This window comes from Nonomuraea sp. NPDC050310 (assembly GCF_040655795.1).
Lineage (GTDB): Bacteria > Actinomycetota > Actinomycetes > Streptosporangiales > Streptosporangiaceae > Nonomuraea.
This window is the reverse complement of sequence record NZ_JBFAKP010000005.1, coordinates 356,009-378,722: the sequence shown is the minus strand read 5'-3', so window position 1 is coordinate 378,722 and position 22,714 is coordinate 356,009. Positions and strand designations below refer to the sequence as shown.

Below are 22,714 nucleotides of genomic sequence, written 5' to 3'. Positions count from 1 at the left end.
GAGCAACCGGCCACCCCCCTTTCGCTTGGCGCGGTGGGGTTACTTCAGGGCGCTGCCCTTCTTCCACTCCTTGAACGACAGCTGCCAGAATCCCCAGCCGTTGTTCCACTCCAGCTTGCGGCTGGTGCCGGTGATGTCGACGATGTCGCCGCGCTGGTTGTGCTCGTAGAACCAGCGCGCCTGGTCGGGGCGGGCGTTGATGCAGCCGTGGCTGACGTTGCGCACGCCCTGGGCCCAGACGTTGTCCTTGGCGTGGACGTACTCGCCGGAGTTGGAGATGCGGGTGGCGTGGTTGATGAGCACCTTGTAGTAGCCGGGGTCGCCCTTCTTGCGGCCGGGCGACTCCATCCAGACCGGGTTGACCGCCTCCATGGTGAGGTGGATGCCGGAGGTGGTGGTGTACTCGCGGGTGGTGCCCATGCCGGAGCTGACCTTCATGGTCTGCACGAGCTTGCCGTCGTGGCGGACGTACATGACCTTCTTGCGGACGTCGAGGGTGGCGATCTGCCGGGCGCCGATCTCGATCTTCTTGGTCAGGTCGGCGACGCCGTACAGGCCGTCGCCGCCGCGCACGCCGGTGATGGCGGCGGTGAAGGTGACGGTCTGGTGGGCGGGCCAGTACTTGGCGGTGCGGTAGATGACCTGGTCGTCGCCGACCCAGCGCCAGGCGCCGTCGACCGGCTTTTCCGCGTTGACCTGCAGGGCCTGCTCGACGGCCTTCTTGTCGGTGACGGCGGTGTTGAAGCGGACGATGATCGGCGCCCCCACGCCGACCTTCTCGCCCTTGACCGCCGGGGTGACGTCGATGACCTTCAGTTCGCGTTCCGGCTTCTGCGTGGTGAAGGTGGAGCTCTGGGTGGTCTGGCCGGCCTTGGCGGAGACGGTGTAGCCGGTGGACGGCTTGAGCGGCTCCTTGGAGATCCAGCGGGTGCGGTCGGCGTTGAACGCGCCGCGCACTTCCTGGCCGCCGGCCTGGACGCTCACCTCGTCAAGGGTGCCGCCACTGGCCGCCACGACAACTCTTTTGTCAGGCTTGACCTTGGTATTACCCGTGGCGGGGCTGATCTGGATCTTCGGAGCCGGTGGCGCCTGGGTGGCGGGCGGTGCGGCCTCGCCCCCGTTGTTGCCGCCGGTGCCGCCCCCGGCGGTCTGGCCGCCCGAGCAGGCGGCCGAAAGCGTCGCCACCAGCGCCAAGACCAAGCCGGCGACCGGCTTCCTCCAAGGCGGCGCAATCCTCACGGCAATCCTCTCCCCCATACGTGCAACATAGTGACAAAACCTTAATGGTCCTATTTATGTGACGCTGCATGCTTCCGCAGAGTTCGGTCACATTTCGATCACTCATCGCAGTCAACCGCGAGGTCAAGCGGGGTCAAGCGGGGTGCGGAGAGATGGCTCACCCCTCCCCCGGAGTCGCCTCGAAGCGGTCTGCGGGGGTACGGCGGAGCCGGGGCGAACAGCGGGCGGGCGCTTTACGGCCGGGTTTGCAGCCGGTGGGTGAGGCCGGTGTGGCGGCGGCCGGCGCCGCGGGTGCGCACCGCCTGGGCCAGGGCGCGGCGCGAGCCGACGATGACGACGAGTTTCTTGGCCCGGGTGATGGCGGTGTAGAGCAGGTTGCGCTGGAGCATCATCCAGGCGCTGGTGGCCAGCGGGATGACGACGGCGGGGTACTCGCTGCCCTGGGAGCGGTGGATGGAGACGGCGTAGGCGTGGGCGAGCTCGTCGAGCTCGTCGAAGGAGTAGTCGACGTGCTCGTCCTCGTCGGTGAGGACGGTCAGTTTCGACTCCTCGCCGCGCAGGTCGGTGACGACGCCGACGGTGCCGTTGAAGACGCCGGCGGCGCCCTTGTCGTAGTTGTTGCGCAGCTGGGTGACCTTGTCGCCGATGCGGAAGACGCGCCCGCCGTAGCGGCGTTCTGGGCGGTCCTCGCGGGCGGGGGTGAGGGCTTCCTGCAGGGCGAGGTTGAGCGCTCCGGCCCCGGCGGCGCCGCGGTGCATGGGGGCCAGGACCTGGACGTCGCGGCGGGGGTCGAGGCCGAACTTGCGCGGGATGCGGCGGGCGACGACGTCGACGGTGAGCGCGGCGATCTCCTCCGGCTCCTCGCACGGGAACAGGAAGAAGTCCTTCATGCCCTCCAGGACGGGGTGGCGGCCGTCGTTGACGCGGTGGGCGTTGGTCACCACGCCGGACTCGGCCGCCTGGCGGAAGACCTGCGTCAGCCGTACGCGCGGGATGTCGGGGGCGGCCAGCAGGTCTTTGAGCACCTCGCCGGCGCCGACGGAGGGAAGCTGGTCGACGTCGCCGACGAACAGCAGGTGGGCGCCGGGCGCGACGGCCTTGACGAGCTTGTTGGCCAGCAGCAGGTCGAGCATGGAGGCCTCGTCGACGACGACGAGGTCGGCCTGCAGGGGGTTGTCGCGGTCGAAGGTGGCCTCGCCGCCGGGGCGCAGCTGCAGCAGCCGGTGGACGGTGGTGGCCTCGTGGCCGGTGAGCTCGGCCAGGCGTTTGGCGGCGCGGCCGGTGGGGGCGGCCAGGATGACCTTGGCCTTGCGGGCGCGGGCCATGAGCACGATGGAGCGCACGGTGAAGCTCTTGCCGCAGCCGGGGCCGCCGGTCAGGACGGCGACCTTGTGGGTGAGGGCCAGCCGTACCGCCTGGCGTTGCTCGGCGGCCAGTTCGGCGCCGGTCTGGGCGTGCAGCCAGGCCTCGGCCTTGGCCCAGTCGACGTCGTGGAAGGCCTTGAGGCGGTCGTGGCCGTTGTGCAGCAGGGTGAGCAGGCCGGAGGCCAGGGACAGCTCGGCGCGGTGGAAGGGCACCAGGTAGACGGCCGGGACGCTCGCCTCGCCGGCGGGGACGTCCTCGCGCACGACCTCCTCGGCGGCGGCCGATTCGGCCAGGCAGGCGGTGACCAGGTCGGCGGGCACGTCGAGGATCTTGACGGCGTCGGCGACGAGGTTGGGGGCGGGCAGGTAGCAGTGGCCGTCGTCGGCGGCCTGCGACAGGGTGTAGCGCAGGCCGGCCTTGACGCGTTCGGGGCTGTCGTGCGGGATGCCGACGGCCTGGGCGATGGTGTCGGCGGTCTTGAAGCCGATGCCCCACACGTCGTCGGCCAGCCGGTAGGGGTGGGTCTTGACGACGGTGATGGCGGCTTCGCCGTACTCCTTGAAGATGCGCACGGCGATGCTGGTGGAGACGCCGACCCCCTGCAGGAAGATCATCACCTCTTTGATGATCTTCTGTTCGGCCCAGGCCAGGCCGATCAGCTTGGTCCGTTTGGGGCCGAGGCCGGGCACCTCGACCAGGCGGTGCGGGGCCTGTTCGATGACGTCGAGGGTGTCGAGGCCGAAGTGGGCGACGATGCGTTCGGCCATCTTGGGCCCGATGCCCTTGATCAGGCCGGAGCCGAGGTAGCGCTGGATGCCCTGGATGGTGGCCGGCAGCACGGTGGCGTAGGAGTGGACCTCGAACTGGCGGCCGTAGCGCGGGTGGGAGCCCCAGCGGCCGCTCAGCCGCAGCGATTCGCCGACCTGGGCGCCGAGCAGCGGCCCGACGACGGTGAGCAGGTCGTCGCCGGAGCGTTCGGTGGCCAGGCGGGCGATGGTGTAGCCGGTGTCCTCGGCCTGGAAGGTGATGCGTTCGAGCACGCCCGTCAAGGTGACGGGGGTGACGCCGGATCCACCTGCTGCCACGGGCCTCTCCTCGTTACGCCGCCGCGGGTCAGCCTAGAACACCGCCGGGCCCGGCGAGGAAGCCGCTGACGCGGCCGGTCCAGGAGGCCAGCTCGGCGCGGGTGGTGGCCACGTGCAGGTCGGCGGCGGGCAGCAGGGCGGCCAGGCGTTCGGCGGTGGAGACGGGGTGGCCGGGGTCGCCGGCCCAGGCCAGGATCAGCGTCGGGACGCCCATCTTGGCCAGGTCCTCGGGGTCGGGCAGGTCGGAGGCGCCGGCGCCGCGCAGGACCGAGGGCAGCAGCTCTTCGGGTACGGCAGGCGGCAGGACCGGCAGGGGGTCGTCGGCGAACAGCGGCGGTTGCGGCGACGGCCCGGCGGCGGCCAGCCAGGCGCGCAGGCCCGCCTGCTCCAGGGCTTTGGCGCTCTGGGCCAGGACGGCGGCCTGGGCGGTGCGGGTCTGCCAGGCGGTGGGCGGGATGCGCAGCACCAGCCGGTCGAAGCGGCCGGGTTCGCGTACGGCGGCCCACAGCAGGGTGGCGGCGCCCATGGAGGCGCCGATGCCGGCCACCGGCGCATGCGGCTGCAGCAGGTCGGCCAGGGCGAGCAGGTCGCCGGCCAGGGCGGGCCAGCGGTAGTCGTCCGGGACGGGGCGGCCCTGCGAGCGGCCGTGGCCGCGGGCGTCGTAGCGGGCGACGGTACGGCCGGCGGCTGCGGCGATGTGGTCGTGGTCGAGGAGGGCGGAGGCGTCCTCGGCGGCGCGGCTGGAGGTCAGGCCGTGCGCGCACAGCACCAGCGGGCCCTGGCCGCGCACGTCGTAGGCCAGGCGGACGCCGTTGACGTCGGCGAGGCGGTCGGCGGGGCGGCCGGCGGGGCCGGTGGGGTGCGCGGGTGCGGCGGGGTTCGGCACGCCCGCCAGGGTAACGTGCGCCACTCCGGGACGCGGGGGTGGGGGTTCAGGGGCGGGGGCGCCAGTCGGAGCGGCGGGGGCGGATGGCGCCGCGGGCGTACAGGGCGGCGGCGGCGCGGCGGGCCAGCAGGGCGACCTGGCTGTCCAGCAGCGAGACCGGCGTGTCGGCCAGCTCGGTCCGCAGCAGCGTCTCGACGTAGTCGCGGGTGGACTCCTCGTCGGGGTCGGTGAGCTGCGAGGGCGCCAGCTCCCCGGCGTGCAGCGACCGGTCCCGCGGGTTGATCTTGACGCCGCACACCCAGCAGGTGTCGGGGTCCTCGACCTCGTCGTCGTGGGCGGCCTGGGGCCAGACCTTGGGCCGGTGGTTGAAGGCCGGCTCGGCGGACATGGGACACCACCTCCCTGCTGTCCAGGGTAAACACGCGCGGCTCAGCCGCCCACCCCCCGCCCGGCCAGGCGCAGCAGCCGGCGCAGCGACAGCAGCACCAGCCGGCGCATGAGCGGCCGCACCAGCGGCCAGGCCAGCCGGCCCAGCGGGCCGAAGGGCAGGTCGAGCTCCTCGGCCCAGACGATCCGGCTGCCGCCCCCGCCCCACGGGCGCACCCGGATGGCGCCGCGGCCGCGCACGACGCGCCCGGTGTGCCGCATGATCACCAGGTGCGGCGGCTCCCAGGTGGTGATCTCCATGGTGTCGAGGAAGCCGATCGGCCCCAGGCCGCTGAAGGCGGCGATGACGCTGCCGGGGCCGCGGCCGTCGCCGCGGCGGACCTCGGCGCGGGTCAGGACCATCCATTCGGCGTGCCGTGGCCAGTCGGTGAGCACGGCGAAGACCTGCGCGGGCGGGGCGGCGGATTCGAGGGCTGCGCCCAGATGCACGGGTTTCACACCTTCCACGCTCTCACACGTGCGCGCACACGCCGCGGCCGCACGGTGGGTCTGTCGGAAGAGCGAAGAAGGGGGAGGTCCATGGACGAGGGGCGTCTGATGGAGTTCGTCGGCCGGTTCGTCGGCGATCTGGGCGCGACGATGGGGGCCGGCGGCGTGGTGGTCGGTGACCGGCTGGGGCTGTACAAGGCGCTGGCCGGGGGCCGGTTGCGGCCGCACGAGCTGGCCGAGCGCACCGGTACGGCGGTGCGGTACGTGGAGGAGTGGCTGCGCGGCCAGGCGGCCGGCGGGTACGTGGAGTACGACGCGGCCTCGGGGTCGTACTGGCTGACCGAGGAGCAGGCGTTCGCGCTGACCGACCCGGACGGGCCGATCTTCGTGCCGGGCGCCTTCCAGCTCGCGCTGGGCGCGCTGAAGGCCGACGAGGAGATCACCAAGGCGTTCCGGACCGGCGACGGGATGGGCTGGCACGAGCACGACGGGGAGGTGTTCGCCGGGTGCGAGCGCTTCTTCCGTCCCGGCTACAGCGCCAACCTGGTCGGCGCGTGGCTGCCGGCGCTGGAGGGCGTGGTGGAGCGGCTGCGGGCCGGCATCCGGGTGGCCGACGTCGGGTGCGGGCACGGGGCCTCGACGCTGCTGATGGCGCGGGCCTTCCCGAACTCGACGTTCACCGGGTCGGACTACCATGCCGGGTCGATCGAGGCGGCGCGCAAGCAGGCCGGGGAGGCGGCCGGGCGGGTGCGGTTCGAGGTGGCCTCGGCGCAGGACTTCGGCGGCGGGCCGTACGACCTGGTCACCACGTTCGACGCGCTGCACGACATGGGCGATCCGCTGGGCGCGGCGCGGCACGTGCGTGAGCGGCTGGCGCCGGACGGGACGTGGATGATCGTCGAGCCGGCGGCCGGGGAGAGCGTGGCCGACAACCTCAATCCGGTGGGGCGGGTGTACTACGCGTTCTCGGCGTTCCTGTGCGTGCCGAACGCGTTGTCGCAGGAGGGCGGGTACGCCCTCGGCGCCCAGGCCGGGGAGGAGCCGGTGCGGCGCCTGACGGCCGAGGCCGGGTTCAGCCGGTTCCGGCGGGTGGCCGAGACGCCGTTCAACCTGGTGTACGAGGCTCGGCCCTAGGAGCGTTTGCGTTCCTTGTGGCGTTCGGCCAGCCGTACGCCGGCGAAGGTCAGGAAGGCGAGCACGATCAGCCCGATGACGATGTTGGTGCCGATGCCGACGTAGCCCTCCACCAGGGCCCAGTTGTCGCCCAGCAGGTAGCCGGCCAGGATGAAGACGGTGTTCCACAGGGCGCTGCCGAGCGTGGTGAGCAGGGTGAAGCGGCCCAGGGGCATGCGTTCGACGCCGGCCGGGATGGAGATGAGGCTGCGGAAGACGGGCACCATGCGGCCGAAGAAGACGGCCTTGCCGCCGTGGCGCTGGAAGAAGGCCTCGGTGCGTTCGATGTCGGAGACCTTGATCAGCGGCATGCGGCGGGCGATGGCCAGCAGGCGGTCGCGGCCGAGGGCGGCGCCCAGCCAGTACAGGGCCAGGGCGCCGACGACGGAGCCGACGGTGGTCCAGATCAGCGCCTCGGCCAGGCCCATGCCGCCGCGGCCGGCGGTGAAGCCGGCCAGGGGCAGGATGACCTCGCTGGGCAGCGGCGGGAAGAGGTTTTCGAGCGCGATGGCCAGCCCGGCGCCTGGGGCGCCGAGGGTCTGCATCAGGTTGGTCGCCCAGTCGGCGATGGTGTCACTCATCGGCAAGGAGGGACTCTACCTCGTCGATGGCGGGGCAAACGCGCGCCGGACAAGACGCATTTTCCGGGCGGGTGCCTCGGTCAGCGTCCCAGGCCGAGCAGGACGGCCTGTTCGAGCGGGGTATGCGGGCCGTGTTCGAGGTCGAGCGGGCCGGTGGACAGCAGCGGCGGCTGGGCCATGAAGCGGGGCCGGGTGCCGTGGTGCGGCTGGGCGGCGTGGATGAGGAAGGGGTGGCACAGGTAGACGTCGCCGGCGCGGCCGGTGGCCAGGGCGACGGGGCGTTCGGGGGCGTCGAGGCGGCCGGCGGCGTCCATGGTGCGGCACAGCTCGAACATCTCGACGCCGTCCTCGCCGTGCGGGGCCAGGAAGGGCGGCACGTCCAGGTGGGAGCCGACCTTGATGCGGGTGGGCGCGTCGTGCTCGCCGACGTCGGAGAACAGGAACAGCATCAGCAGGGCCCGGCCGCGCGAGCGCAGGTTGAGCCAGTAGCTGCGGCCGTCGTCGGGGCTGTAGCCGGCGTCCATGTGCCAGCCGGCGTCGCCGGGGTCGTCGGGGTGGGGGAAGCGGATGGGGAAGGTGCCCAGGCCCTGGCGCGGGTGCCAGCGGCCCTGGCCGGCGAGCTGGTCGAAGGCGGCGTGCAGGCGCGGGGTGGTGGCGGCGGCCTGGAAGGGCGGCTGGCCGTAGCCCAGGAGGCGGACGACGGGCTGGGTCCAGGTGGCGGGGTCGTCGGGGTGGAGGCCGGTCTCGCGCCACAGGAAGGCCCGGCACTCCTCGGCCAGGTGCCGGGGGAAGGCCTCTTCGAGCAGGACGAAGCCGTCGGTGACGAACCGGTCGAGGTCGTGGGGCGTCAGGGCCATGGTCTCGATGGTGGGCCATGCGGGCCGGCGGCCCAACCGGTTTTCTCCGCCCCCGACTTGAAGTTCGTGTCCCGAACCAATATGGTTCGGGACACGAACTCTACGGGTTGGAGACCGCTATGACCACCACTGACGTCCTGTTCGGCTTCGGCGCCCCGTCGGACCTGGAGCAGTTGCCCGCCCTGCTCGCCCTGGTACGGCAGGCCGACCGTGACGGGCTCGACCACTTCTCGCTGTCCGATCACCCCTACCTGGGCGGGCGGGTGGACGCCTACGCCGCCCTGGGCTTCTTGCTGGGCCGTACCGAGCGCATCGCCGGGCTGGCCAACGTGACCAACCTGCCGACCCGGCCCGCTCCCCTGCTGGCCCGCACGATCACCTCGCTGTCGGCGTTGTCGGGCGGCCGGGTGGTGCTGGGCATGGGCGCGGGCGGATTGTGGGGCCGCATCGCCGACCTCGGCGTGCCGGCCCTGACGCCGGGGCAGGCGGTGGCGGCCTTCGAGGAGGCGATCGTGCTGATCAGGAAGCTGTCGGGCGGCGGCGCGCCGGTCACCTTCCACGGCGAGCACTACCGCGTGGACGGCATCGAGCCGGCCCCGGTGGCCGCTCCCCCGGTGTGGACCGGCTCGGTCGGGCCGAGCTCGCTGGCCGCCACCGGCCGCGTCGCCGACGGCTGGATCCCCGGGCACGCCGCCGACTGGCTGAGCGAGCGCTACCGCGCCTCCCGGCCGATCATCGACGAGGCCGCCCGCGCCGCCGGGCGCGACCCGCGGCAGATCCGCACCGTGTTCAACCTGCCCGGCCGCATCACCGACCGGCCGCTGGCGGCCACCCGCGACCGCGAGGGCCGCTGGCTGGGCGGGTCGGCCGAGCAGTGGGTCGAGGAGCTGACCGGGGCCGTGCTGGAGCACGGCGCGGCCGGGTTCACCCTGTTCAGTGCCGAGCACGGCACGCAGGACGAGCGCGCGCTCCGCCGCTGGGCGCAGGAGATCGCCCCCGCCGTACGGCAGGCGGTGGCGGTTGAGGTGGCCTGAGTCGGCCCCCGCGTGCGCGTCCTTGTGCGGGTGCCTGGAGGATCGTCCCCATGACCTACCGGACCCGCCGGCCGCTGCTGACCGGAGCCAACCCGTTCGCGACCCTGTACGACGAGGGCGGCTCCCCCACCGGGTACGCCTCGCTGTGGCGCATCGACTGGTCCACCCGCGGCAGCGGCCAGGCCCTGGTGGTGTGGACGCCCGCCGGGCTGCGGGTGGCCGGCGGCGACGTGGCGCTGGCGGCGTGGATCGAGGAGTACTTCGTGCGCCGCTTCGACGAGGCCCGGGCGCTGCCGTCGTGGCCGGCGCCGCGGGTGGAGCAGGCGCAGGTCCGGCTGCGCGTCGACCCCGGCGAGGGCGCCTTCGCCGAGGCGGCCGGCCTGGCGGTCACGATCACCGGCCCGCTGGACGCCCGGCCGTTCGCGCAGCCCGACTTCCCGCTGGGCGGCGTCAGCCACGGGCTGTCGATGCAGGTGATCCCGTGCGAGCACGCCTCGATCAGCGTCGACGGCCACGCCGTGCCCGGCCGGCCGCTCGTCACCCGCACCGGCGGCCGGCCCGCCTCCTCGGCGGTCACCGCGGTGCACGAGGCGTGGAGCGCGTGAGACCGCCTCAGCTCGCCTGGTAGCGCTGCAGGAACAGCTCGACCCCGTCGCGCAGCAGCCGGTCGGCCAGGTCCGCGGGCAGCGCGCCGCCGATGGAGGCGGCGATCAGATGCGGGTAGAGCGTCAGGCTGAAGAACTGCACGACGGCGACCTCCACGTCCGCGATGTCCAGCCGGCCGCGCGCGCACAGCTCGGTCAGGACCTCGCCCAGGGCGGCGGCCGAGCGGGCCGGGCCGCTGTGCTGGTAGGCCCGGCCGAGTTCGGGGAAGCGGCGCAGCTCGCCGGTGACCAGGTTGCGCAGCGCCAGCCGGGCCGGGTCGGTGCCCGCCTCCACCAGGGCGCGGGCGGTGTCCAGCAGCACCTCGCGCACGTCGTCGGCGCCGGCCAGGCGGGCGGCGAGCTCGGCCATCGTGGTGTGCGCCTCGCCCATCGCCTGCCCGACGACCTCGGTGAACAGCTCCTCCTTGCTGCCGAAGTGGTTGTACACGGTCACCTTGGACACCCCCGCCTCGGCGGCGATCTGGTCCATGCCGGCCTCGAAGCCCTCGCGCGTGAACAGCTCGCGCGCCGCGGCGACGATCGCCTGCCGGTTGCGTTCGGCCCGCCGGCCCGAGGGCGGCGCTGGTCTGGTGCTGCTGTCTTTGCCCACGTCCGCATCCTAACGCCAACTGAACTCTTGAGTACAGAAACAACTTTCCTGTACGGTACAGTTCAGTTAGCGAGGACGAGGAGCCGACGATGAACGAGATCTGGACCGTGGTCCACGCCGAACGGCACGCGCTGATCGACGACCTGCGGCAGGTGCCGGCCGAACGGTTCGCCACGCCGTCCCTGTGCCCCGGCTGGGACGTGCACGACGTGCTGGCCCACCTGGCCGACGACGCCAAGACCACCAAGCTGGGCTTCCTGGCGCGCCTGGCCGCCGCCCGCTTCGACTTCGACCGCTACAACGCCGCCGCGGTGGCCCGCGAGCGCGCCGCCGACCCGCAGGCCACCCTGGACGCCTTCCGCGCCGCCGCCTCCCGCACCAGCAGCGCTCCGGCTCCGCCGGCCACGCGCCTGGTGGAGGCCTTCGTGCACGGCGAGGACATCCGCCGCCCGCTCGGGCTGTCGCGGCAGTACCCCGCCGAGCACGTCGCCGCCGCGCTGGCCCACCAGCTCAAGACCGGGGTCGGCATGGGCGGCGGCAAGGAGCGGGCCCGGGGCCTGCGCCTGGTCGCCACCGACGTCCGATTCGGCTCCGGGGGCGGGGCGGAGGTGCGCGGCAGCGCCCTGGCCCTCCTGCTCGCCGTCTCCGGCCGCCCCGTGCGGCCGGGCGAGCTCACCGGCCCCGGCGCCGCCGCGCTCCTGGGGGACAGCGGAGCCTGAGGCTCCCTTCGCCGCAGCGGTTCTTCAGCGGCTGCGCAGCAGCGGCAGGTACACCTCGTCCACGATCTCCGCCAGCACCTCGTCCGGCGCGCTCGGCACCCCGCGCACCACGAACTCGTTGCGCAGCAGCACGATCGCCACCGTCACCACCCGCGGATGCGGCATCTCGGCCGCGATCTCACCACGCGCGGCGGCACGCTCCAGGATCGCCAGCCACGGCGCGGCGAGCGCCTCGCCGGAATGCTCCCGCAGTTCGGCCAGCAGCTCGCCGCTCCCGCCCGCGGCCACCAGCAGCTCGCGCAGCACCCCGCCGAGCGGCGAGCTCCAGTGCCGGTTGGCCTGGCGCAGCAGTTCGAGGGCGTCGCCGCGCAGGGTGCCGGTGTCGGGCGGCGCGATGTCGCGGGCCAGGCGGCGGTAGGCGGCCACGCCCAGGGCCAGGCGGTTGGGCCAGCGGCGGTACAGGGCGTTCTTGTTGGTGCCGGCCCGGGCGGCGACGCGGTCCATGGTCAGCCCCGCGTAGCCGGATTCGGCCAGTTCCTCGGCGGCGGCCCGCAGGATGGCCTCCTCCAGGGCGGCCCCGCGCCGCCTCGTCTGCCCACTCACGGGAGCGATCGTAGCCCGCGCACCGGGGTTGCCTGGCTTGCCGTACGCCATTTAAGGTACGTCACGTACCTTAAATTCTGTCTGGGAGTACGGCATGCGCATCAAAGGCGTCAGCTACGACACCGGCTTCGTCCTCAACGGCAGGGTGGGCCGGGCGGCGCAGTTCGACCGCGACCTCGTCGAGCACGAGCTGCGCGTCATCCGCGACGAGCTGCACTGCACCGCGGTCCGCGTCATGGGCGGCGACCCCGACCGCATCGAACTGGCCGCGACCATCGCCGCCGGACTCGGGCTGGAGGTGTGGTTCTCGCCCTACCCGCTGGAGCAGAGCCAGGCGCAGATGCTGGAGCTGTTCGCCGACTGCGCCGAACGCGCCGAACGGCTGCGCCGCACCGGCGCGAGCGTCGTCTTCGTCACCGGCGCCGAGCACAGCCTGATGAACCCGGGCTTCGTCGCCGGCCGCGACACCGACGAGCGGCTGCGCCGCCTGCTGGACCCGGCCACCGTGCGCGAGCAGGTCGGCCCGCTCGCCGAGCGGCTCAACGCCTTCCTGCGCCAGGCCGTCGCCGTCGTGCGCGAGCGCTTCGCCGGCCCGGTCACCTACGCCGCCATCCAGCTCGAGCGGGTGGACTGGAGCCTGTTCGACGTGCTGTCGATGGACCTGTACCGCTCGGCCGACAGCGCCGGGCGCTTCGCCGACGGCGTGGCCCAGCTCGTCGCGCTCGGCAAGCCGGTGGCGATCACCGAGTTCGGCTGCGCCACCTACCGGGGCGCGGCGGGCGACGGGGCGCGCGGCCTGGAGGTGATCGAGGTGGACGCCGACCGGGTCCCGGTGCGCGTCAACGGCGTGCGTGAGCGTGACGAGGCCGGTCAGGCGCGCGAGGTGCGCGAGCTGCTGGAGCTGTTCGAGGCGGCCGGCGTCGAGGCCGCCTTCGTCTTCACCTTCGCCCTCTACGACTACCCGCACCGCCCCGGCGACCCCGCCGCCGACCTGGACCTGGGCAGCTACGGCCTGGTCAGGGTGCTGGAGGGGCGGCCGTGGGAGCCGAAGGAGGCCTTCGAGGCGGTCGCGCGCTTCTACCGCGGCTAGCCGTTGGACAGGGTGAGCCGGATCTCGGAGACGAGGTAGCCGGCGCGGTGGAAGGCCGCCGCCATCGGGGCGTTGGCCAGGTCGGTGGTCGCGGTGATGCGCTCGGCGCCGCCGGCGGCGTGGAAGCGGGTGATCTCGCCGAGCAGCTCGTCGACGAAGCCGCGCCCGCGCATTTCGGGCACCACGCCGAGATAGCCGACGTTCACGTGGTACGGCGTCGCCGACGGGATCGCCATGCCGGCGACCTCGCCCTCGGGGGTGTAGGCCAGGCGCCACCACTCGCGCTTGCCCGGCGCCGACAGGTAGAAGTCCATCTCCTCGCGGGCGGCGGCCTCCAGGCCGATCGCGGCCACGCTCGCCCGGGTCCGAGCGTCGAGGCTGCCGGCGGCGATGCGCTCGAAGACGGCCAGGAACTGGGCGTCGTCGGCCTGGGCGAAGCGCAGCGCCCCGGAGGCCTCGGGGACCGGCGCGCCCTGGCGCCACTCGAACTGCAGGCGCTCGACCTCGTGGGCCAGGCCGGCGGCGTGGGCGGCGGCGCGGCGCCACTCGACCGCGGCGGCCAGGTCGGGGCGCTCGCGCCAGCCGCCGGCCACCTTGATCGCGTACTGGACGGGTTTGGTGAAACCGGCGAGCGCCGCCTGGACGAGCGCGGCGGCGACAGCCGTACGGTCGGGGACCGAGGGGTGCACGTCGAGGCAGTCGAGGGCGACCGGGTGGTCGCTGTGGCGCGGACCCCACCACAGCGCCCGGCCCACCGGGCGGCCGTCACGGACGGCCAGCCAGCTCCACTCCGGCCGGTACATGCCCTCGGCCAGGTCGTCGAGGTAGCGGCCGGCCGGGATCCAGCCGACGGGCTCCTCGACGGTCCAGGAGGTGAGGTGGGCCAGGTCGGCCTCGGTGGTGGGGCGGAAGGAAATCACCACCGAAGATTAGACCTAGTTCAGACTGTTCGCGCTGATCAGGGGCGAGGGGGCGATCGGGAAGCGGCGCGCCAGGCCGGTCACGTGCAGCAGCCGGAGCATGAACGGCGGCACCGAGGCGAGCGTGAGCGCGACCCCTTGCGCCTTGGCGCGGGCCTGCACGCCGAGCAGGACGCCGAGGCCGCCGGCGCTGCAGAAGGTGACCTGGGCCAGGTCGAGCTGGAGGGCGCCGGTGCTGGAGTCGAGCGCGTTGAGCAGCCGCCGGCGAAGCTGGGCGGTGGTGAAGATGTCGATGTCACCCGACAGGTGGACGATGGTGGCCGGCGGGCTGAGCGTACGGACGGTCATGACGGGCTCCGATCGGAGTGGAAGAAGAAGGCGAGACCGCGCCGCCCGCTGGTCGGGCGGGGCGAATGTCAGGCGCGAAGCTGAAGACGAGGATCGAGAAGGGTCAGGCGTCGGGCGAATGCGGGTGGCGGCACGGGTGCCGCCTGTCCAGGCCCTGCGGACGGGCCGGTTGAGTGTGGTTCGCCGGGGTGTCGCCGACCAGGTGCCAACGCTCTGTGTGTCCTCGGTGCTTCGATTTTACCGTACGCCTCACATTCGCGCCTCCCGCCCCGTCACAACAGGTGAGCACCGATGCCGTGAGCGAAGGAGAATCCCCGTGCCGAACACCGGTTTCACCCGTTTCCACGAGGCGATCAACAGCGGCGACGCCGACGTCGTCGCCCAGGCGATCGACGAGGTCGTCACCCCCGGGCTGATCTTCCACGCGCCCGTCCCGATGGGGTTGAGCGGGCCGCAGGCGCTGAAGCTGGTGTGGTCGACGCTGCTGCGCGCCTTCCCCGACATCCGGGTGAGCACCGAAGACGTGATCACCGAGGGGGACAAGGTCGTGATGCGCAACACCGTCACCGGCACCCACCTGGGGGAATACCGCGGCATGCCGCCGACAGGGCGGCAGGTCCGTTACAACGAGATCTTCGTGCTGCGCTTCGAGGGCGAGCGGATCGCGGAGGTGTGGGGCGTGGTCGACCTCTACAGCCAGTTGCGCCAGCTCGGCGCCCTGCCCGACTAGCTCGGGGCTTGGTGGCCGTGCAGGAAGGTCCGCACGCCCGCGGCGACGGTGGCGGCGCTGCGCTCCGGCTGCGGGGCGTGCGGGTCGCGCTCGGGCAGGTCGGCCGAGACCAGCAGCATCAGGTGCAACGCCGCCCGCTCCGGGTCCTCGGCGCGGATCGCGCCGCGCTCGGCCAGGTGGCGGAGCCGGGCGGCGAGTTCGGCCCGCACCCGCTGCGGCCCGGTGCGCCGCCAGGTCTCGATCGCCTCCGGCGGGATGTGGCCCTCCTCGGCGCCGACCTGCTTGACCAGGGCGAAGTGGGCGGCCAGGTCCGGCATGGGGGCGGTCCAGTCCAGGCCGAAGGCGATCAGGTCGGCCTCCAGGTCGGTGACCTTGCGCAGGTGCCGCTCGATGATGGCGATCTGGGCCTCGGCGGCGCGGGCGGCGCTGTCGTGGATGACGCTCAGGAACAGCTCGGCCTTGTCGGCGAAGTGGTTGTAGACGGTGCGCGTGGAGACGCCGGCCTCGGCGGAGATGGCGTCGATGCTGGCGCGGGTGTAGCCGTCGCGGGCGAAGACGGCCAGCGCGCCGGCCAGGATCGCCTGCCGCTTGTCCGACCGTCCGCGGCGGGGCTGCTCGGTCATGGATCTCCTTAATTGCAGGGAGCGTTTTACTTTTTGCCATGTGCGTTGTACTTTACCGGACATCGCCCCGCTGAAGGAGAACGCCATGATCAAGATTGCCGTCGTCGTCGGCAGCATCCGCCCGCGCCGCCGCACCGCGGTGGTGGCCCGCTGGGTCGCCGAGGTCGCCGCCCGCCACCCGGCCGTCACCGCCGGCCAGGCCGCCTTCGAGGTCGTCGACCTGGCCGAGTACGGCCTGTCGGTGCTGGACGAGCCGGTGCCGGCGCTGTTCGGCGACTACCGCCACGCCCACACCGCCCGCTGGGCCGAGACGATCGCCGCCTTCGACGGCTTCGTGTTCGTCACCCCGGAGTACAACCACTCCGTGCCGGCCGGGCTGAAGAACGCGATCGACTTCCTGTACGCCGAGTGGAACAACAAGGCGGCCGGCTTCGTCAGCCACGGCGTGCACGGCGGCGTGCGGGCGGTCGAGCATCTGCGGCTGACCATGACCGAGCTGCAGGTGGCCAGCGTGCGCACCCAGGTGGCGCTGTCGGCCTTCACCGACTTCGAGCTCGCCGACCCCACCGAGCCCGGCATCCTCACCCCCGGCCCCCACCAGGAGCCGACCCTCAACGAGCTGCTGGAGGAGGTCGTGGCCTGGGCCGGCGCACTCAAGAGCCTGCGCGTGCCGCAGGTGGCGGCCTGACCACGCGGCTCCTCCCCCGGTGATCCACCTGGATGGCCCCGCGTGGAGCCGGGATCTACCGTGGTGGCTCTCGCCGGACAGACGATCTGGGCGGAGGCCGTCGCCGCGCCCGCCTGGGCCGGCCCGCCGGTGTGGCTGCACGGGGACCTGCACCCGGGCCAACGTCCCGACCCGGGGCAGGGCGATCGACTTCGGCGACCTACGCGCCGGGGGATCCGGCGTGGGCGGGCGGTGAGCGCGCTCCTCACGCCGAGGCCGGGCGGCGGGGCCGTCCCGGCGGGCAACCCACCTGGGGTCCGCCCGCCCAGGCCGCCCTGCGCCGGATCGCCGCCTTCTGAGCGCCCGGTTCTCGGGGTACGGCGGGCGCGCCCTACGATCGGGCCATGCCACGCTTCGAGGTCGACACCCTCATCCACGCCCCGGTGGAGCTGGTCTTCGACACCTCGCTGTCGGTGGAGACCCACACCGCCTCGATGCGCGCCTCACGGGAACGCGCGGTCGCCGGCGTCACCTCGGGCCGCCTGGCCCTGGGCGACCAGGTCACCTGGCAGGCCCGGCACTTCGGCCTCCCCTGGCGGCTGACCTCGACGATCAGCGCCTACGTCAGACCGTCGTTCTTCGTGGACGAGCAGGTGGCCGGCCCGTTTCGCCGCTGGCACCACGAGCACCACTTCCAGGCGAGCGCCCAGGGCACCGTGATGCGAGACGTGATCGACTTCGCCGCCCCCTACGGCCCGCTCGGCGCCTTCGCCGAACGCCTGGTCCTGCGCCGGTACATGACCCGGCTCATCCGCCTGCGCAACCAGCACATCAAGGACCTCACCGAGACGGCGGCCCGCAACACCGGCTGACAGGCGGCTCAGTGCGGCTCCCGCCCGCGGCGGTAGGTGGCGAGCATCTGCTCCCCCACCTCGACATACCCGGCGAACAGCCCGATCACGTCCTGGAGCCGGTCGCGGGCCGGGCCGGCGCCGACCAGGTCCTCGCCCTCCCGGAGGGCGGCGATCAGCGTCTTGGCCCGGGCGTGGCTCGCCTCCAGCAGGGAGGCGAGGCCGCCGGCGGCTTCCACCAGCAGCCGGCGGCTGCCGGGCTGGGGAATGACCCTGGCCAGCCCCCAGGAGTCGAGCTGACGCACCGCCGTACTCACCGAGCCCTTGCTCAGCGTGAGTTCGGCGGCGATGGCGTCCAGGGACTGTGGCTCCTCGCTGACCAGGAGCAGCCCGTAGACGCGGCCGGTGGCGTGCGGCAGGTTCCAGGAGGCGAGCAGGTCGCCCACCGAGCCGATGAACGCGCTGCGCCGCTCGCCGCTCATCGCTGCTCCTGGCGGGTCAGCGTGCGCAGGAACGACTCGATCGCGGCGTTGACGGCCTGCGGGTTGTCCTGCGTGCTGAGGTGGCCGGCGTCGGGGATGACGATCTCCTCGACGCCTTCGGCGCGAGCCCAGCGGGGCATGGCGGAGGCGATGGTGCCGGTGCGGTCGTACTGGCCGCGGATCAGGCACAGCGGTATGGGCGTCCGATATCCCGGATCCGGGGCGACGAGCTCCACGGCGGCCTTCCACACCTGGACGAACTCCTTCTTCGACAACTGCGAGAAGGCGCGGCGCGCATCGGCCCGGGCGGCCGGGGTGTGCGCGGAGGCGGCGGCCATCAGCTCGGGAAGCCGGCCGGCCGGAAGCGCCAGCAGCATCGGCGCGGCCAGCTTGAGCAGCAGGCGCTCGCTCCACGACAGCGGCCCGGCGTTCCAGGCCGCGTCGATGACGATCAGCGCCCGGGCCAGGTTCGCCTCCCGCCGGACGAGGGCCTGGCTGAGGTTGCCGCCCAGGGACTGGCCGGCCAGGACGGGCCGCTCCAGCGCCAGGTGGCCGATGAGCGCGCGCAGGTCGGCCAGCGCCCGTTCGGCGGTGAACGGGCGTCCGGCCGGCTGGGAGCGGCCGTGGCCGCGCAGGTCCCAGACCACGACGCGGAAGCCTCGGGCGCGCAGGTGGTCGGCCTGGGCGTCGAACATCACGTGGTCGGCCCCGGCGCCGTGCGTGAAGACCACCGGCATCCCTTCGCCGCCGCTGTCCGAGTAGCGCAGGTCGCAGCCGTCGAGCGAGAGCACACCGGTCATATTTAGCATGTACTGAATATAGCGAACATGCGGCGCACGTCGTGGACAGCTCCCCCGAAGGGCGGGGAAAGAGATCGTCTGCCCTGTTCAACCCCCGCCGACCTGGGGAAGGCCTCCCTGCGCGGGGCGGGCACGCTGATCGCATCCATCACCACCCACCGTCGAAGGAGATCGTTGTCATGCGTGGAGTAGTTCTGCACGGCCCCCGCGACATCCGCGTCGAGGACCGCCCCGACCCGCACCTCGCCGACCCCACCGACGCGATCATCCGCGTCACCGCCGCCTGCGTCTGCGGCTCGGACCTGTGGCCCTACCGCGGCATCGACCAGGGCGCGGGACCGGCCCCGATGGGCCACGAGTACGTCGGCGTCGTCGAGCAGGTCGGCGACGCGGTCGAGACGATCGAGGTCGGGGACTTCGTCGTCGGCTCGTTCTTCGCCTCCGACAACACCTGCGAGATCTGCCGGGCCGGCTACCAGTCGCGGTGCGTGCATGCCGTACCCATGGGCGCCTTCGGCACCCAGGCGCAGTACGCGCTCGTCCCGCTGGCCGACGGCACCCTGGTCGCCACCCCGGGCATGCCCGACCCCGGCCTGGTCCCGTCGCTGCTGACCGCCTCCGACGTGCTCGGCACCGGCTGGTTCGCCGCCGTCGCCGCCGAGGCCGGCCCCGGCAAGACGGTCGCCGTGGTGGGCGACGGCGCGGTCGGCCTGCTCGGCGTCCTAGCCGCCAGGCAGCTCGGCGCCGAGCGCATCATCGTCTTCAGCCGCCACGCCGACCGGCAGAAGCTCGCCACCGAGTTCGGCGCCACCGACATCCTCACCGAACGCGGCGACCAGGGCGTCGCGGCGCTCAAGGAGCTGACCGGCGGCCTGGGCGCGCACAGCGTGATCGAGGCGGTCGGCACCCAGGAGTCGATGATGCAGGCCATCCGCGCCACCCGCCCCGGCGGCCACGTCGGATACGTCGGCGTGAGCCACGACGTCGCGCTGCCCGGCGAGGAGCTGTTCTTCTCCGGCGTGCACCTGCACGGCGGCCCGGCCCCGGTCCGCCGCTTCCTGCCCGAGCTCATCGGCCTCATCTGGGACCGGCGGATCGACCCCGGCAGGGTCTTCGACCTCGACCTGCCCCTGGAGGAGGCCGCCGAGGGCTACCGGGCGATGGACGAGCGCCGCGCCGTCAAGACGCTGCTGCGCCCGTGAGTGTGAGCCAGATCACGGTTGAGGTTGACCTCGGGTCAAGGTGGAAGCTCGGCGCAGCGGCGACAGGCCGACCGAGAAGAAGGGCAACCACCATGACCCAGCAGGACGGCTTCGACCGCCCCGAGCTGCGCAAGGCGATCGAGGAGATCGTCGAGTCCGGGTTCCTCGGAGTGACGCTGCGCGTGCGCGACGAGCGGGGCGAATGGACCGGCAGCGCCGGAGTGGCCGAGCTGGACGGCACCGCCACACCGCCCGTCGACGGGCACGCCCGGATCGGCAGCAACACCAAGACCTTCACCGCGGCCCTGGTGCTGCACCTGGTGGCCGAGGGCAGGATCGAGCTGGACGCCCCGGTGGCCGGCTACCTGCCCGCGTTCGACCTGGACGGGCGGATCACCGTGCGGATGCTGCTGCAGCACACCAGCGGGCTGTTCAACTTCACCGGCGAGGTCTACGACGACGGCTCCACCGTGCACGGCGTCCCCGTCCCCTACCGCGCCACCGGCCGGCAGTGGCTGGACGACCGTTTCCACACCTACCGGCCCGAGGAGCTGGTACGGCTGGCGCTGTCCAAGCCGGCCCGGTTCGAGCCGGGCACCGGCTGGAGCTACGCCAACACCAACTACGTGCTGGCCCGGCTGCTGGTCGAGCAGGTCACCGGCCGTTCGCTGGCCGAGGAGATGCGCGAGCGGATCCTGGAACCGCTCGGGCTGTCGGGCACCGTGCTGCCGGACGCCTCGCCGGAGATCCCGCGGCCGCACGCCCGCATCTACTACCGCTACGAGCAGGACGGCCGGCAGGAGACGGCCGACATCACCCGCTACAACCCCTCCTGGGTCTCCACCGGCGGCGACATGATCTCGACCACCCAGGACCTGGCCACCTTCATCTCCGCACTGCTGGCCGGCAAGATTTTGCCCGCCCCGCTGCTGGCCGAGATGTGCACGCCGTACGCCACGGGCCTCCCGGGCATGGACTACGGGCTGGGCGTGTTCGTCCAGAAAACCGACTGCGGCGACACCCTCATCACCCACAACGGCGGCAACGTCGGCTCCGTGAGCCTGATGTACGGCACGCCCGACGGCGGCAGGACGCTGACCGCCGTGCTGAACTGGGTGGACGACGCCGGCATGTCCATCGCGGCCGCCTTCCCGGAAGCCCAGCGCAAGCTCGTCCACGAGGTGTTCTGCGGCCGGCGGGCCGCCTGACGATGGCCTCCGCTCCCCGGCCCGCCTGGTCACCGGGCCCGGACACCAGCAGAATGCGGCGGATGAACGGGGTAACGATCGGGCAGGCGGCGGCCTTCGTCGGCGTCACGGTGAAGACGGTGCGGCACTACCACAAGCTCGGCCTGGTCAAGGAGCCGGAGCGCGACGGCTCCGGCTACCGCAGGTACGGCTCGGCCGAGCTGCTGCGCCTGGTGCAGGTCCGGACACTGGCCACCGCCGGGGTGCCGCTGACCGAGATCGGGCCCCTGCTGGAGGCCGACGGCTCGCTGTTCGCCACCGCGCTGGCCGACGTCGACCGGCAGCTCACCGAGCGGATCGAGGAGCTGGTCGCGCGCCGCGACCTGCTGCGCCGGCTCGCCGACGGGGACCGGGCCCTGCTGCCCGACCGCGCCGTGGCGCTCCTGCAGCGTTTGTCCCACCTGGGCTTCGGCGCGGAGCAGGTGGCGGCCACCCGGGAGGGCTGGGTGCTGGCCAGGGCCCTGGTCCCGGAGGGCTTCGACGACTTCCTCGCCCATGTCGAGCACGCCCTCGACGACCCGGCCTTCGTCGCGTTGAGCAGGCGCGCGAGCGAGGCCGCCGCCTGGGAGCCGGACGACCCGCGCGTGGCCGAGCTCGCCACCGCCATGGCCGAGCACTTCCTCGCCAACCCCGCGCACCTCAAGATCGTGACCGGCCTGCAGGCCCGCACCGACACCGCCGCCCGCTACCACCTGCTCGCCCACCACGGCGAACAGCAGGGAACGGCCACCGAGCACGGCATCGCCCTCGTCGAGGCCAAGCTCCGCGCCGCCGGCATCCACATCCCCCGACCGGGCACCCACTGACCAGACCCATCGCCGAAGCTCGTGCGGTACAGGTCCAGGTCGAACTGGGCGACACGGTCCTCAGGTTGTTCGACGCCAAGCCCGGCTGGCCGGCGGCTCCCGCTCACCGGCGGGTGTACGTCGAGGACATCGCGGCGACCGTCGGGCGGGCCGTGGCTGCCGGGCTCGCGTGGTGACCCGCCCGACACCGCTGGCGGCAGCCAGGGCCGCCCATCGCTATTCGCCGCTGGTCTGCCTGCCATCCGGGGGGAAGACTCAGCGTGGAGTGAAGGGGCGCGAAGACGTGGATGTGTACGAAGCCGTGGACAGTCGCCGGGCCGTGCGGGCGTTCAGCGATGAGCCTGTACCCAAGGAACTGCTCGAACGCGTGCTGGCGGCGGCGACGCGGGCGCCGTCGAGCGGGAATCTCCAGCCGTGGCGCGTGTACGTCGTGGGCGGTGAGCCCTTGGCCGAACTCAAAAGGCGCGCCACGGCCAGGGCTCGGGCGGCAGACCCGGGTGATGAGCGCGAGTATCCGATGTACCCGGCCGAACTGACCTCGCCGTATCTGGACCGCTTCTCCGCCGCAGCCGCCCAGCGCTACCAAGCCCTGGGCATCGAGCGTGACGACCCCGACCGGCCCAGGAAGATCGCCGCCTTGAACTCGCAGGCGTTCGGGGCGCCGGTCGTCCTGTTCTGCTACCTCGACCGGACGATGGGGCCCGGGCAGTGGGGCGACGCGGGGATGTACTTACAGACGGTCATGCTGTTGCTGAGAGCGGAAGGGCTGCACAGCTGCCCCCAGGTGATGTGGACGATGTGCCGCGAGACGGTCAGCCGGCTGGTCGGAGCCGATGACGGGCTCGTGCTGTTCTGCGGGGTCTCGGTGGGGTTCGAGAAGGAAGGCGTGCCACGGCTGCGCACGGGGCGGGCGGACCTGAGGGAGACGGTGAGCTTCATCGGGGTGTGAGCGCGGCGGGGACAACCGGCCGCCGGGCGGCGAAGTGCATACTGATCCCCATGAGCGACGATCAGGTGACCGCCGCGGTCCATCGCGTGATCGACCGGTACGACCCCGAAGGGCTGCTGGCCATGGGGGCGCCGCAGGACGAGTACCGGCCCGAGGTGGAGGATCTGGCCGCGCTGGTCCGCGGTGCGGAGCCGATCACCCCCGAACGGGTCGCGGCGGTGTGGAGCCGGTGGTTCAACGGGATGGCCGACTGGTCCACGCGGCGTCCCGAGCAGGTGGCCGAGGTCGCCGCGACGCTGGAGGGACTGCGCCGCACCCGCTGAACCG

27 protein-coding genes and 1 pseudogene are annotated in these 22,714 nt (G+C 72.9%); 14 read left to right on the top strand and 14 right to left on the bottom strand.

Annotated features, from left to right (window positions below):
* Positions 1–39 precede the first annotated feature (39 nt).
* The 5 genes from AB0I67_RS16910 to AB0I67_RS16890 all read right to left on the bottom strand — a co-directional run bounded on the left by AB0I67_RS16910 (position 40) and on the right by AB0I67_RS16890 (position 5,451).
* Positions 40–1,185, bottom strand: coding sequence for an Ig-like domain-containing protein (locus AB0I67_RS16910; RefSeq protein WP_357923971.1), 1,146 nt, complete (start codon positions 1,183–1,185; stop codon positions 40–42).
* A gap of 287 nt (positions 1,186–1,472) precedes the next feature.
* Positions 1,473–3,689 carry an ATP-dependent RecD-like DNA helicase gene (locus tag AB0I67_RS16905; RefSeq protein WP_357923969.1) on the bottom strand — a complete coding sequence of 739 codons (2,217 nt, stop codon included), beginning with the start codon at positions 3,687–3,689 and terminating at the stop codon, positions 1,473–1,475.
* A 28-nt stretch (positions 3,690–3,717) separates the two neighbouring features.
* On the bottom strand, positions 3,718–4,575 hold the full coding sequence (locus tag AB0I67_RS16900) for an alpha/beta fold hydrolase (protein ID WP_357923967.1): 858 nt from the start codon (positions 4,573–4,575) through the stop codon (positions 3,718–3,720).
* Between the two features lie 46 nt (positions 4,576–4,621).
* Entirely contained in the window at positions 4,622–4,963 is a 342-nt protein-coding gene (locus AB0I67_RS16895) for a hypothetical protein (protein ID WP_357923965.1), read from the bottom strand.
* A gap of 41 nt (positions 4,964–5,004) precedes the next feature.
* The gene (locus AB0I67_RS16890; RefSeq protein ID WP_357923963.1) at positions 5,005–5,451 is read right to left on the bottom strand and encodes an SRPBCC family protein; all 447 of its coding nucleotides are present in this window, start codon (positions 5,449–5,451) and stop codon (positions 5,005–5,007) included.
* Between the two features lie 90 nt (positions 5,452–5,541).
* On the opposite strand from AB0I67_RS16890, the gene AB0I67_RS16885 reads away from it, so the two are divergent.
* Entirely contained in the window at positions 5,542–6,585 is a 1,044-nt protein-coding gene (locus AB0I67_RS16885; protein WP_357923962.1) for a class I SAM-dependent methyltransferase, read from the top strand.
* Here the strand turns inward: AB0I67_RS16885 and AB0I67_RS16880 are convergent.
* Both AB0I67_RS16880 and AB0I67_RS16875 read right to left on the bottom strand, forming a co-directional pair.
* The gene (locus AB0I67_RS16880; protein ID WP_357923960.1) at positions 6,582–7,205 is read right to left on the bottom strand and encodes a DedA family protein; all 624 of its coding nucleotides are present in this window, start codon (positions 7,203–7,205) and stop codon (positions 6,582–6,584) included. The two genes, AB0I67_RS16885 and AB0I67_RS16880, sit on opposite strands and share 4 nt — an antisense overlap.
* Positions 7,206–7,285: 80 nt before the next feature.
* Positions 7,286–8,062 carry a phytanoyl-CoA dioxygenase family protein gene (locus tag AB0I67_RS16875; RefSeq protein ID WP_357923958.1) on the bottom strand — a complete coding sequence of 259 codons (777 nt, stop codon included), beginning with the start codon at positions 8,060–8,062 and terminating at the stop codon, positions 7,286–7,288.
* Positions 8,063–8,181: 119 nt separating this feature from the next.
* Between AB0I67_RS16875 and AB0I67_RS16870 the strand changes: the two genes are divergently transcribed.
* Both AB0I67_RS16870 and AB0I67_RS16865 read left to right on the top strand, forming a co-directional pair.
* A complete protein-coding gene (locus tag AB0I67_RS16870; RefSeq protein ID WP_357923956.1) occupies positions 8,182–9,096 on the top strand; it encodes an LLM class flavin-dependent oxidoreductase in 915 nt (304 codons plus the stop codon).
* Positions 9,097–9,146: 50 nt separating this feature from the next.
* Positions 9,147–9,701: a hypothetical protein gene (locus AB0I67_RS16865; protein WP_357923955.1), complete on the top strand. Its 555-nt coding sequence runs from the start codon at positions 9,147–9,149 to the stop codon at positions 9,699–9,701.
* A gap of 7 nt (positions 9,702–9,708) precedes the next feature.
* Here the strand turns inward: AB0I67_RS16865 and AB0I67_RS16860 are convergent, their stop codons facing one another.
* Entirely contained in the window at positions 9,709–10,350 is a 642-nt protein-coding gene (locus AB0I67_RS16860) for a TetR/AcrR family transcriptional regulator (protein ID WP_357923953.1), read from the bottom strand.
* Between the two features lie 89 nt (positions 10,351–10,439).
* Here AB0I67_RS16860 and AB0I67_RS16855 point away from each other — a divergent pair, with 89 nt between their 5' ends.
* Positions 10,440–11,069, top strand: coding sequence for a maleylpyruvate isomerase family mycothiol-dependent enzyme (locus AB0I67_RS16855; RefSeq protein ID WP_357923951.1), 630 nt, complete (start codon positions 10,440–10,442; stop codon positions 11,067–11,069).
* Between the two features lie 24 nt (positions 11,070–11,093).
* On the opposite strand, the gene AB0I67_RS16850 is transcribed toward AB0I67_RS16855, so the two are convergent.
* Entirely contained in the window at positions 11,094–11,672 is a 579-nt protein-coding gene (locus AB0I67_RS16850) for a TetR/AcrR family transcriptional regulator (RefSeq protein WP_357923949.1), read from the bottom strand.
* A gap of 94 nt (positions 11,673–11,766) precedes the next feature.
* Here AB0I67_RS16850 and AB0I67_RS16845 point away from each other — a divergent pair, with 94 nt between their 5' ends.
* On the top strand, positions 11,767–12,762 hold the full coding sequence (locus tag AB0I67_RS16845) for a hypothetical protein (RefSeq protein WP_357923947.1): 996 nt from the start codon (positions 11,767–11,769) through the stop codon (positions 12,760–12,762).
* Here the strand turns inward: AB0I67_RS16845 and AB0I67_RS16840 are convergent.
* Both AB0I67_RS16840 and AB0I67_RS16835 read right to left on the bottom strand, forming a co-directional pair.
* A complete protein-coding gene (locus AB0I67_RS16840; protein ID WP_357923945.1) occupies positions 12,759–13,682 on the bottom strand; it encodes a GNAT family N-acetyltransferase in 924 nt (307 codons plus the stop codon). The genes AB0I67_RS16845 and AB0I67_RS16840 overlap by 4 nt on opposite strands.
* Before the next feature lie 15 nt (positions 13,683–13,697).
* Positions 13,698–14,030, bottom strand: a complete 333-nt coding sequence (locus AB0I67_RS16835; RefSeq protein WP_357923943.1) for an STAS domain-containing protein — start codon at positions 14,028–14,030, stop codon at positions 13,698–13,700.
* A gap of 316 nt (positions 14,031–14,346) precedes the next feature.
* Here AB0I67_RS16835 and AB0I67_RS16830 point away from each other — a divergent pair, with 316 nt between their 5' ends.
* Positions 14,347–14,760: an ester cyclase gene (locus AB0I67_RS16830; RefSeq protein ID WP_357923941.1), complete on the top strand. Its 414-nt coding sequence runs from the start codon at positions 14,347–14,349 to the stop codon at positions 14,758–14,760.
* On the opposite strand, the gene AB0I67_RS16825 is transcribed toward AB0I67_RS16830, so the two are convergent.
* Positions 14,757–15,383, bottom strand: coding sequence for a TetR/AcrR family transcriptional regulator (locus AB0I67_RS16825; RefSeq protein ID WP_357923939.1), 627 nt, complete (start codon positions 15,381–15,383; stop codon positions 14,757–14,759). The genes AB0I67_RS16830 and AB0I67_RS16825 overlap by 4 nt on opposite strands.
* A gap of 85 nt (positions 15,384–15,468) precedes the next feature.
* On the opposite strand from AB0I67_RS16825, the gene AB0I67_RS16820 reads away from it, so the two are divergent.
* The 3 genes and pseudogenes from AB0I67_RS16820 to AB0I67_RS16810 all read left to right on the top strand — a co-directional run bounded on the left by AB0I67_RS16820 (position 15,469) and on the right by AB0I67_RS16810 (position 16,922).
* Positions 15,469–16,071 carry an NAD(P)H-dependent oxidoreductase gene (locus AB0I67_RS16820; protein WP_357923937.1) on the top strand — a complete coding sequence of 201 codons (603 nt, stop codon included), beginning with the start codon at positions 15,469–15,471 and terminating at the stop codon, positions 16,069–16,071.
* A 72-nt stretch (positions 16,072–16,143) separates the two neighbouring features.
* Positions 16,144–16,409, top strand: a pseudogene (locus tag AB0I67_RS16815) (phosphotransferase); the annotation flags it as partial.
* A gap of 45 nt (positions 16,410–16,454) precedes the next feature.
* A complete protein-coding gene (locus tag AB0I67_RS16810) occupies positions 16,455–16,922 on the top strand; it encodes an SRPBCC family protein (RefSeq protein ID WP_357923935.1) in 468 nt (155 codons plus the stop codon).
* An 8-nt stretch (positions 16,923–16,930) separates the two neighbouring features.
* Here the strand turns inward: AB0I67_RS16810 and AB0I67_RS16805 are convergent, their stop codons facing one another.
* Both AB0I67_RS16805 and AB0I67_RS16800 read right to left on the bottom strand, forming a co-directional pair.
* Positions 16,931–17,383: a transcriptional regulator gene (locus AB0I67_RS16805; protein ID WP_357923933.1), complete on the bottom strand. Its 453-nt coding sequence runs from the start codon at positions 17,381–17,383 to the stop codon at positions 16,931–16,933.
* On the bottom strand, positions 17,380–18,183 hold the full coding sequence (locus AB0I67_RS16800; protein ID WP_357923931.1) for an alpha/beta hydrolase: 804 nt from the start codon (positions 18,181–18,183) through the stop codon (positions 17,380–17,382). Before AB0I67_RS16800 ends, AB0I67_RS16805 begins: the two co-directional genes overlap by 4 nt.
* Before the next feature lie 179 nt (positions 18,184–18,362).
* Between AB0I67_RS16800 and AB0I67_RS16795 the strand changes: the two genes are divergently transcribed.
* From AB0I67_RS16795 to AB0I67_RS16775, 5 genes are all read left to right on the top strand, one after another.
* Positions 18,363–19,385, top strand: coding sequence for a zinc-dependent alcohol dehydrogenase family protein (locus AB0I67_RS16795; RefSeq protein ID WP_357923929.1), 1,023 nt, complete (start codon positions 18,363–18,365; stop codon positions 19,383–19,385).
* 92 nt (positions 19,386–19,477) lie between these two features.
* Positions 19,478–20,593: a serine hydrolase domain-containing protein gene (locus AB0I67_RS16790; RefSeq protein WP_357923927.1), complete on the top strand. Its 1,116-nt coding sequence runs from the start codon at positions 19,478–19,480 to the stop codon at positions 20,591–20,593.
* A gap of 62 nt (positions 20,594–20,655) precedes the next feature.
* Positions 20,656–21,438: a MerR family transcriptional regulator gene (locus tag AB0I67_RS16785; RefSeq protein ID WP_357923926.1), complete on the top strand. Its 783-nt coding sequence runs from the start codon at positions 20,656–20,658 to the stop codon at positions 21,436–21,438.
* A 265-nt stretch (positions 21,439–21,703) separates the two neighbouring features.
* Positions 21,704–22,387, top strand: a complete 684-nt coding sequence (locus tag AB0I67_RS16780) for a nitroreductase (RefSeq protein WP_357923924.1) — start codon at positions 21,704–21,706, stop codon at positions 22,385–22,387.
* Between the two features lie 50 nt (positions 22,388–22,437).
* On the top strand, positions 22,438–22,710 hold the full coding sequence (locus tag AB0I67_RS16775; RefSeq protein ID WP_357923922.1) for a hypothetical protein: 273 nt from the start codon (positions 22,438–22,440) through the stop codon (positions 22,708–22,710).
* Positions 22,711–22,714 lie beyond the last annotated feature (4 nt).

What these genes read in the sequence shown, in the direction of transcription:
- AB0I67_RS16895 (WP_357923965.1), bottom strand. Translation starts at nt 4,963, where the DNA reads ATGTCCGCCGAGCCGGCCTTCAACCACCGGCCCAAGGTCTGGCCCCAG.
- AB0I67_RS16885 (WP_357923962.1), top strand. Translation starts at nt 5,542, where the DNA reads ATGGACGAGGGGCGTCTGATGGAGTTCGTCGGCCGGTTCGTCGGCGAT.
- AB0I67_RS16880 (WP_357923960.1), bottom strand. Translation starts at nt 7,205, where the DNA reads ATGAGTGACACCATCGCCGACTGGGCGACCAACCTGATGCAGACCCTC.
- AB0I67_RS16875 (WP_357923958.1), bottom strand. Translation starts at nt 8,062, where the DNA reads ATGGCCCTGACGCCCCACGACCTCGACCGGTTCGTCACCGACGGCTTC.
- AB0I67_RS16870 (WP_357923956.1), top strand. Translation starts at nt 8,182, where the DNA reads ATGACCACCACTGACGTCCTGTTCGGCTTCGGCGCCCCGTCGGACCTG.
- AB0I67_RS16865 (WP_357923955.1), top strand. Translation starts at nt 9,147, where the DNA reads ATGACCTACCGGACCCGCCGGCCGCTGCTGACCGGAGCCAACCCGTTC.
- AB0I67_RS16855 (WP_357923951.1), top strand. Translation starts at nt 10,440, where the DNA reads ATGAACGAGATCTGGACCGTGGTCCACGCCGAACGGCACGCGCTGATC.
- AB0I67_RS16845 (WP_357923947.1), top strand. Translation starts at nt 11,767, where the DNA reads ATGCGCATCAAAGGCGTCAGCTACGACACCGGCTTCGTCCTCAACGGC.
- AB0I67_RS16835 (WP_357923943.1), bottom strand. Translation starts at nt 14,030, where the DNA reads ATGACCGTCCGTACGCTCAGCCCGCCGGCCACCATCGTCCACCTGTCG.
- AB0I67_RS16825 (WP_357923939.1), bottom strand. Translation starts at nt 15,383, where the DNA reads ATGACCGAGCAGCCCCGCCGCGGACGGTCGGACAAGCGGCAGGCGATC.
- AB0I67_RS16820 (WP_357923937.1), top strand. Translation starts at nt 15,469, where the DNA reads ATGATCAAGATTGCCGTCGTCGTCGGCAGCATCCGCCCGCGCCGCCGC.
- AB0I67_RS16810 (WP_357923935.1), top strand. Translation starts at nt 16,455, where the DNA reads ATGCCACGCTTCGAGGTCGACACCCTCATCCACGCCCCGGTGGAGCTG.
- AB0I67_RS16805 (WP_357923933.1), bottom strand. Translation starts at nt 17,383, where the DNA reads ATGAGCGGCGAGCGGCGCAGCGCGTTCATCGGCTCGGTGGGCGACCTG.
- AB0I67_RS16800 (WP_357923931.1), bottom strand. Translation starts at nt 18,183, where the DNA reads ATGACCGGTGTGCTCTCGCTCGACGGCTGCGACCTGCGCTACTCGGAC.
- AB0I67_RS16795 (WP_357923929.1), top strand. Translation starts at nt 18,363, where the DNA reads ATGCGTGGAGTAGTTCTGCACGGCCCCCGCGACATCCGCGTCGAGGAC.
- AB0I67_RS16790 (WP_357923927.1), top strand. Translation starts at nt 19,478, where the DNA reads ATGACCCAGCAGGACGGCTTCGACCGCCCCGAGCTGCGCAAGGCGATC.
- AB0I67_RS16785 (WP_357923926.1), top strand. Translation starts at nt 20,656, where the DNA reads ATGAACGGGGTAACGATCGGGCAGGCGGCGGCCTTCGTCGGCGTCACG.
- AB0I67_RS16775 (WP_357923922.1), top strand. Translation starts at nt 22,438, where the DNA reads ATGAGCGACGATCAGGTGACCGCCGCGGTCCATCGCGTGATCGACCGG.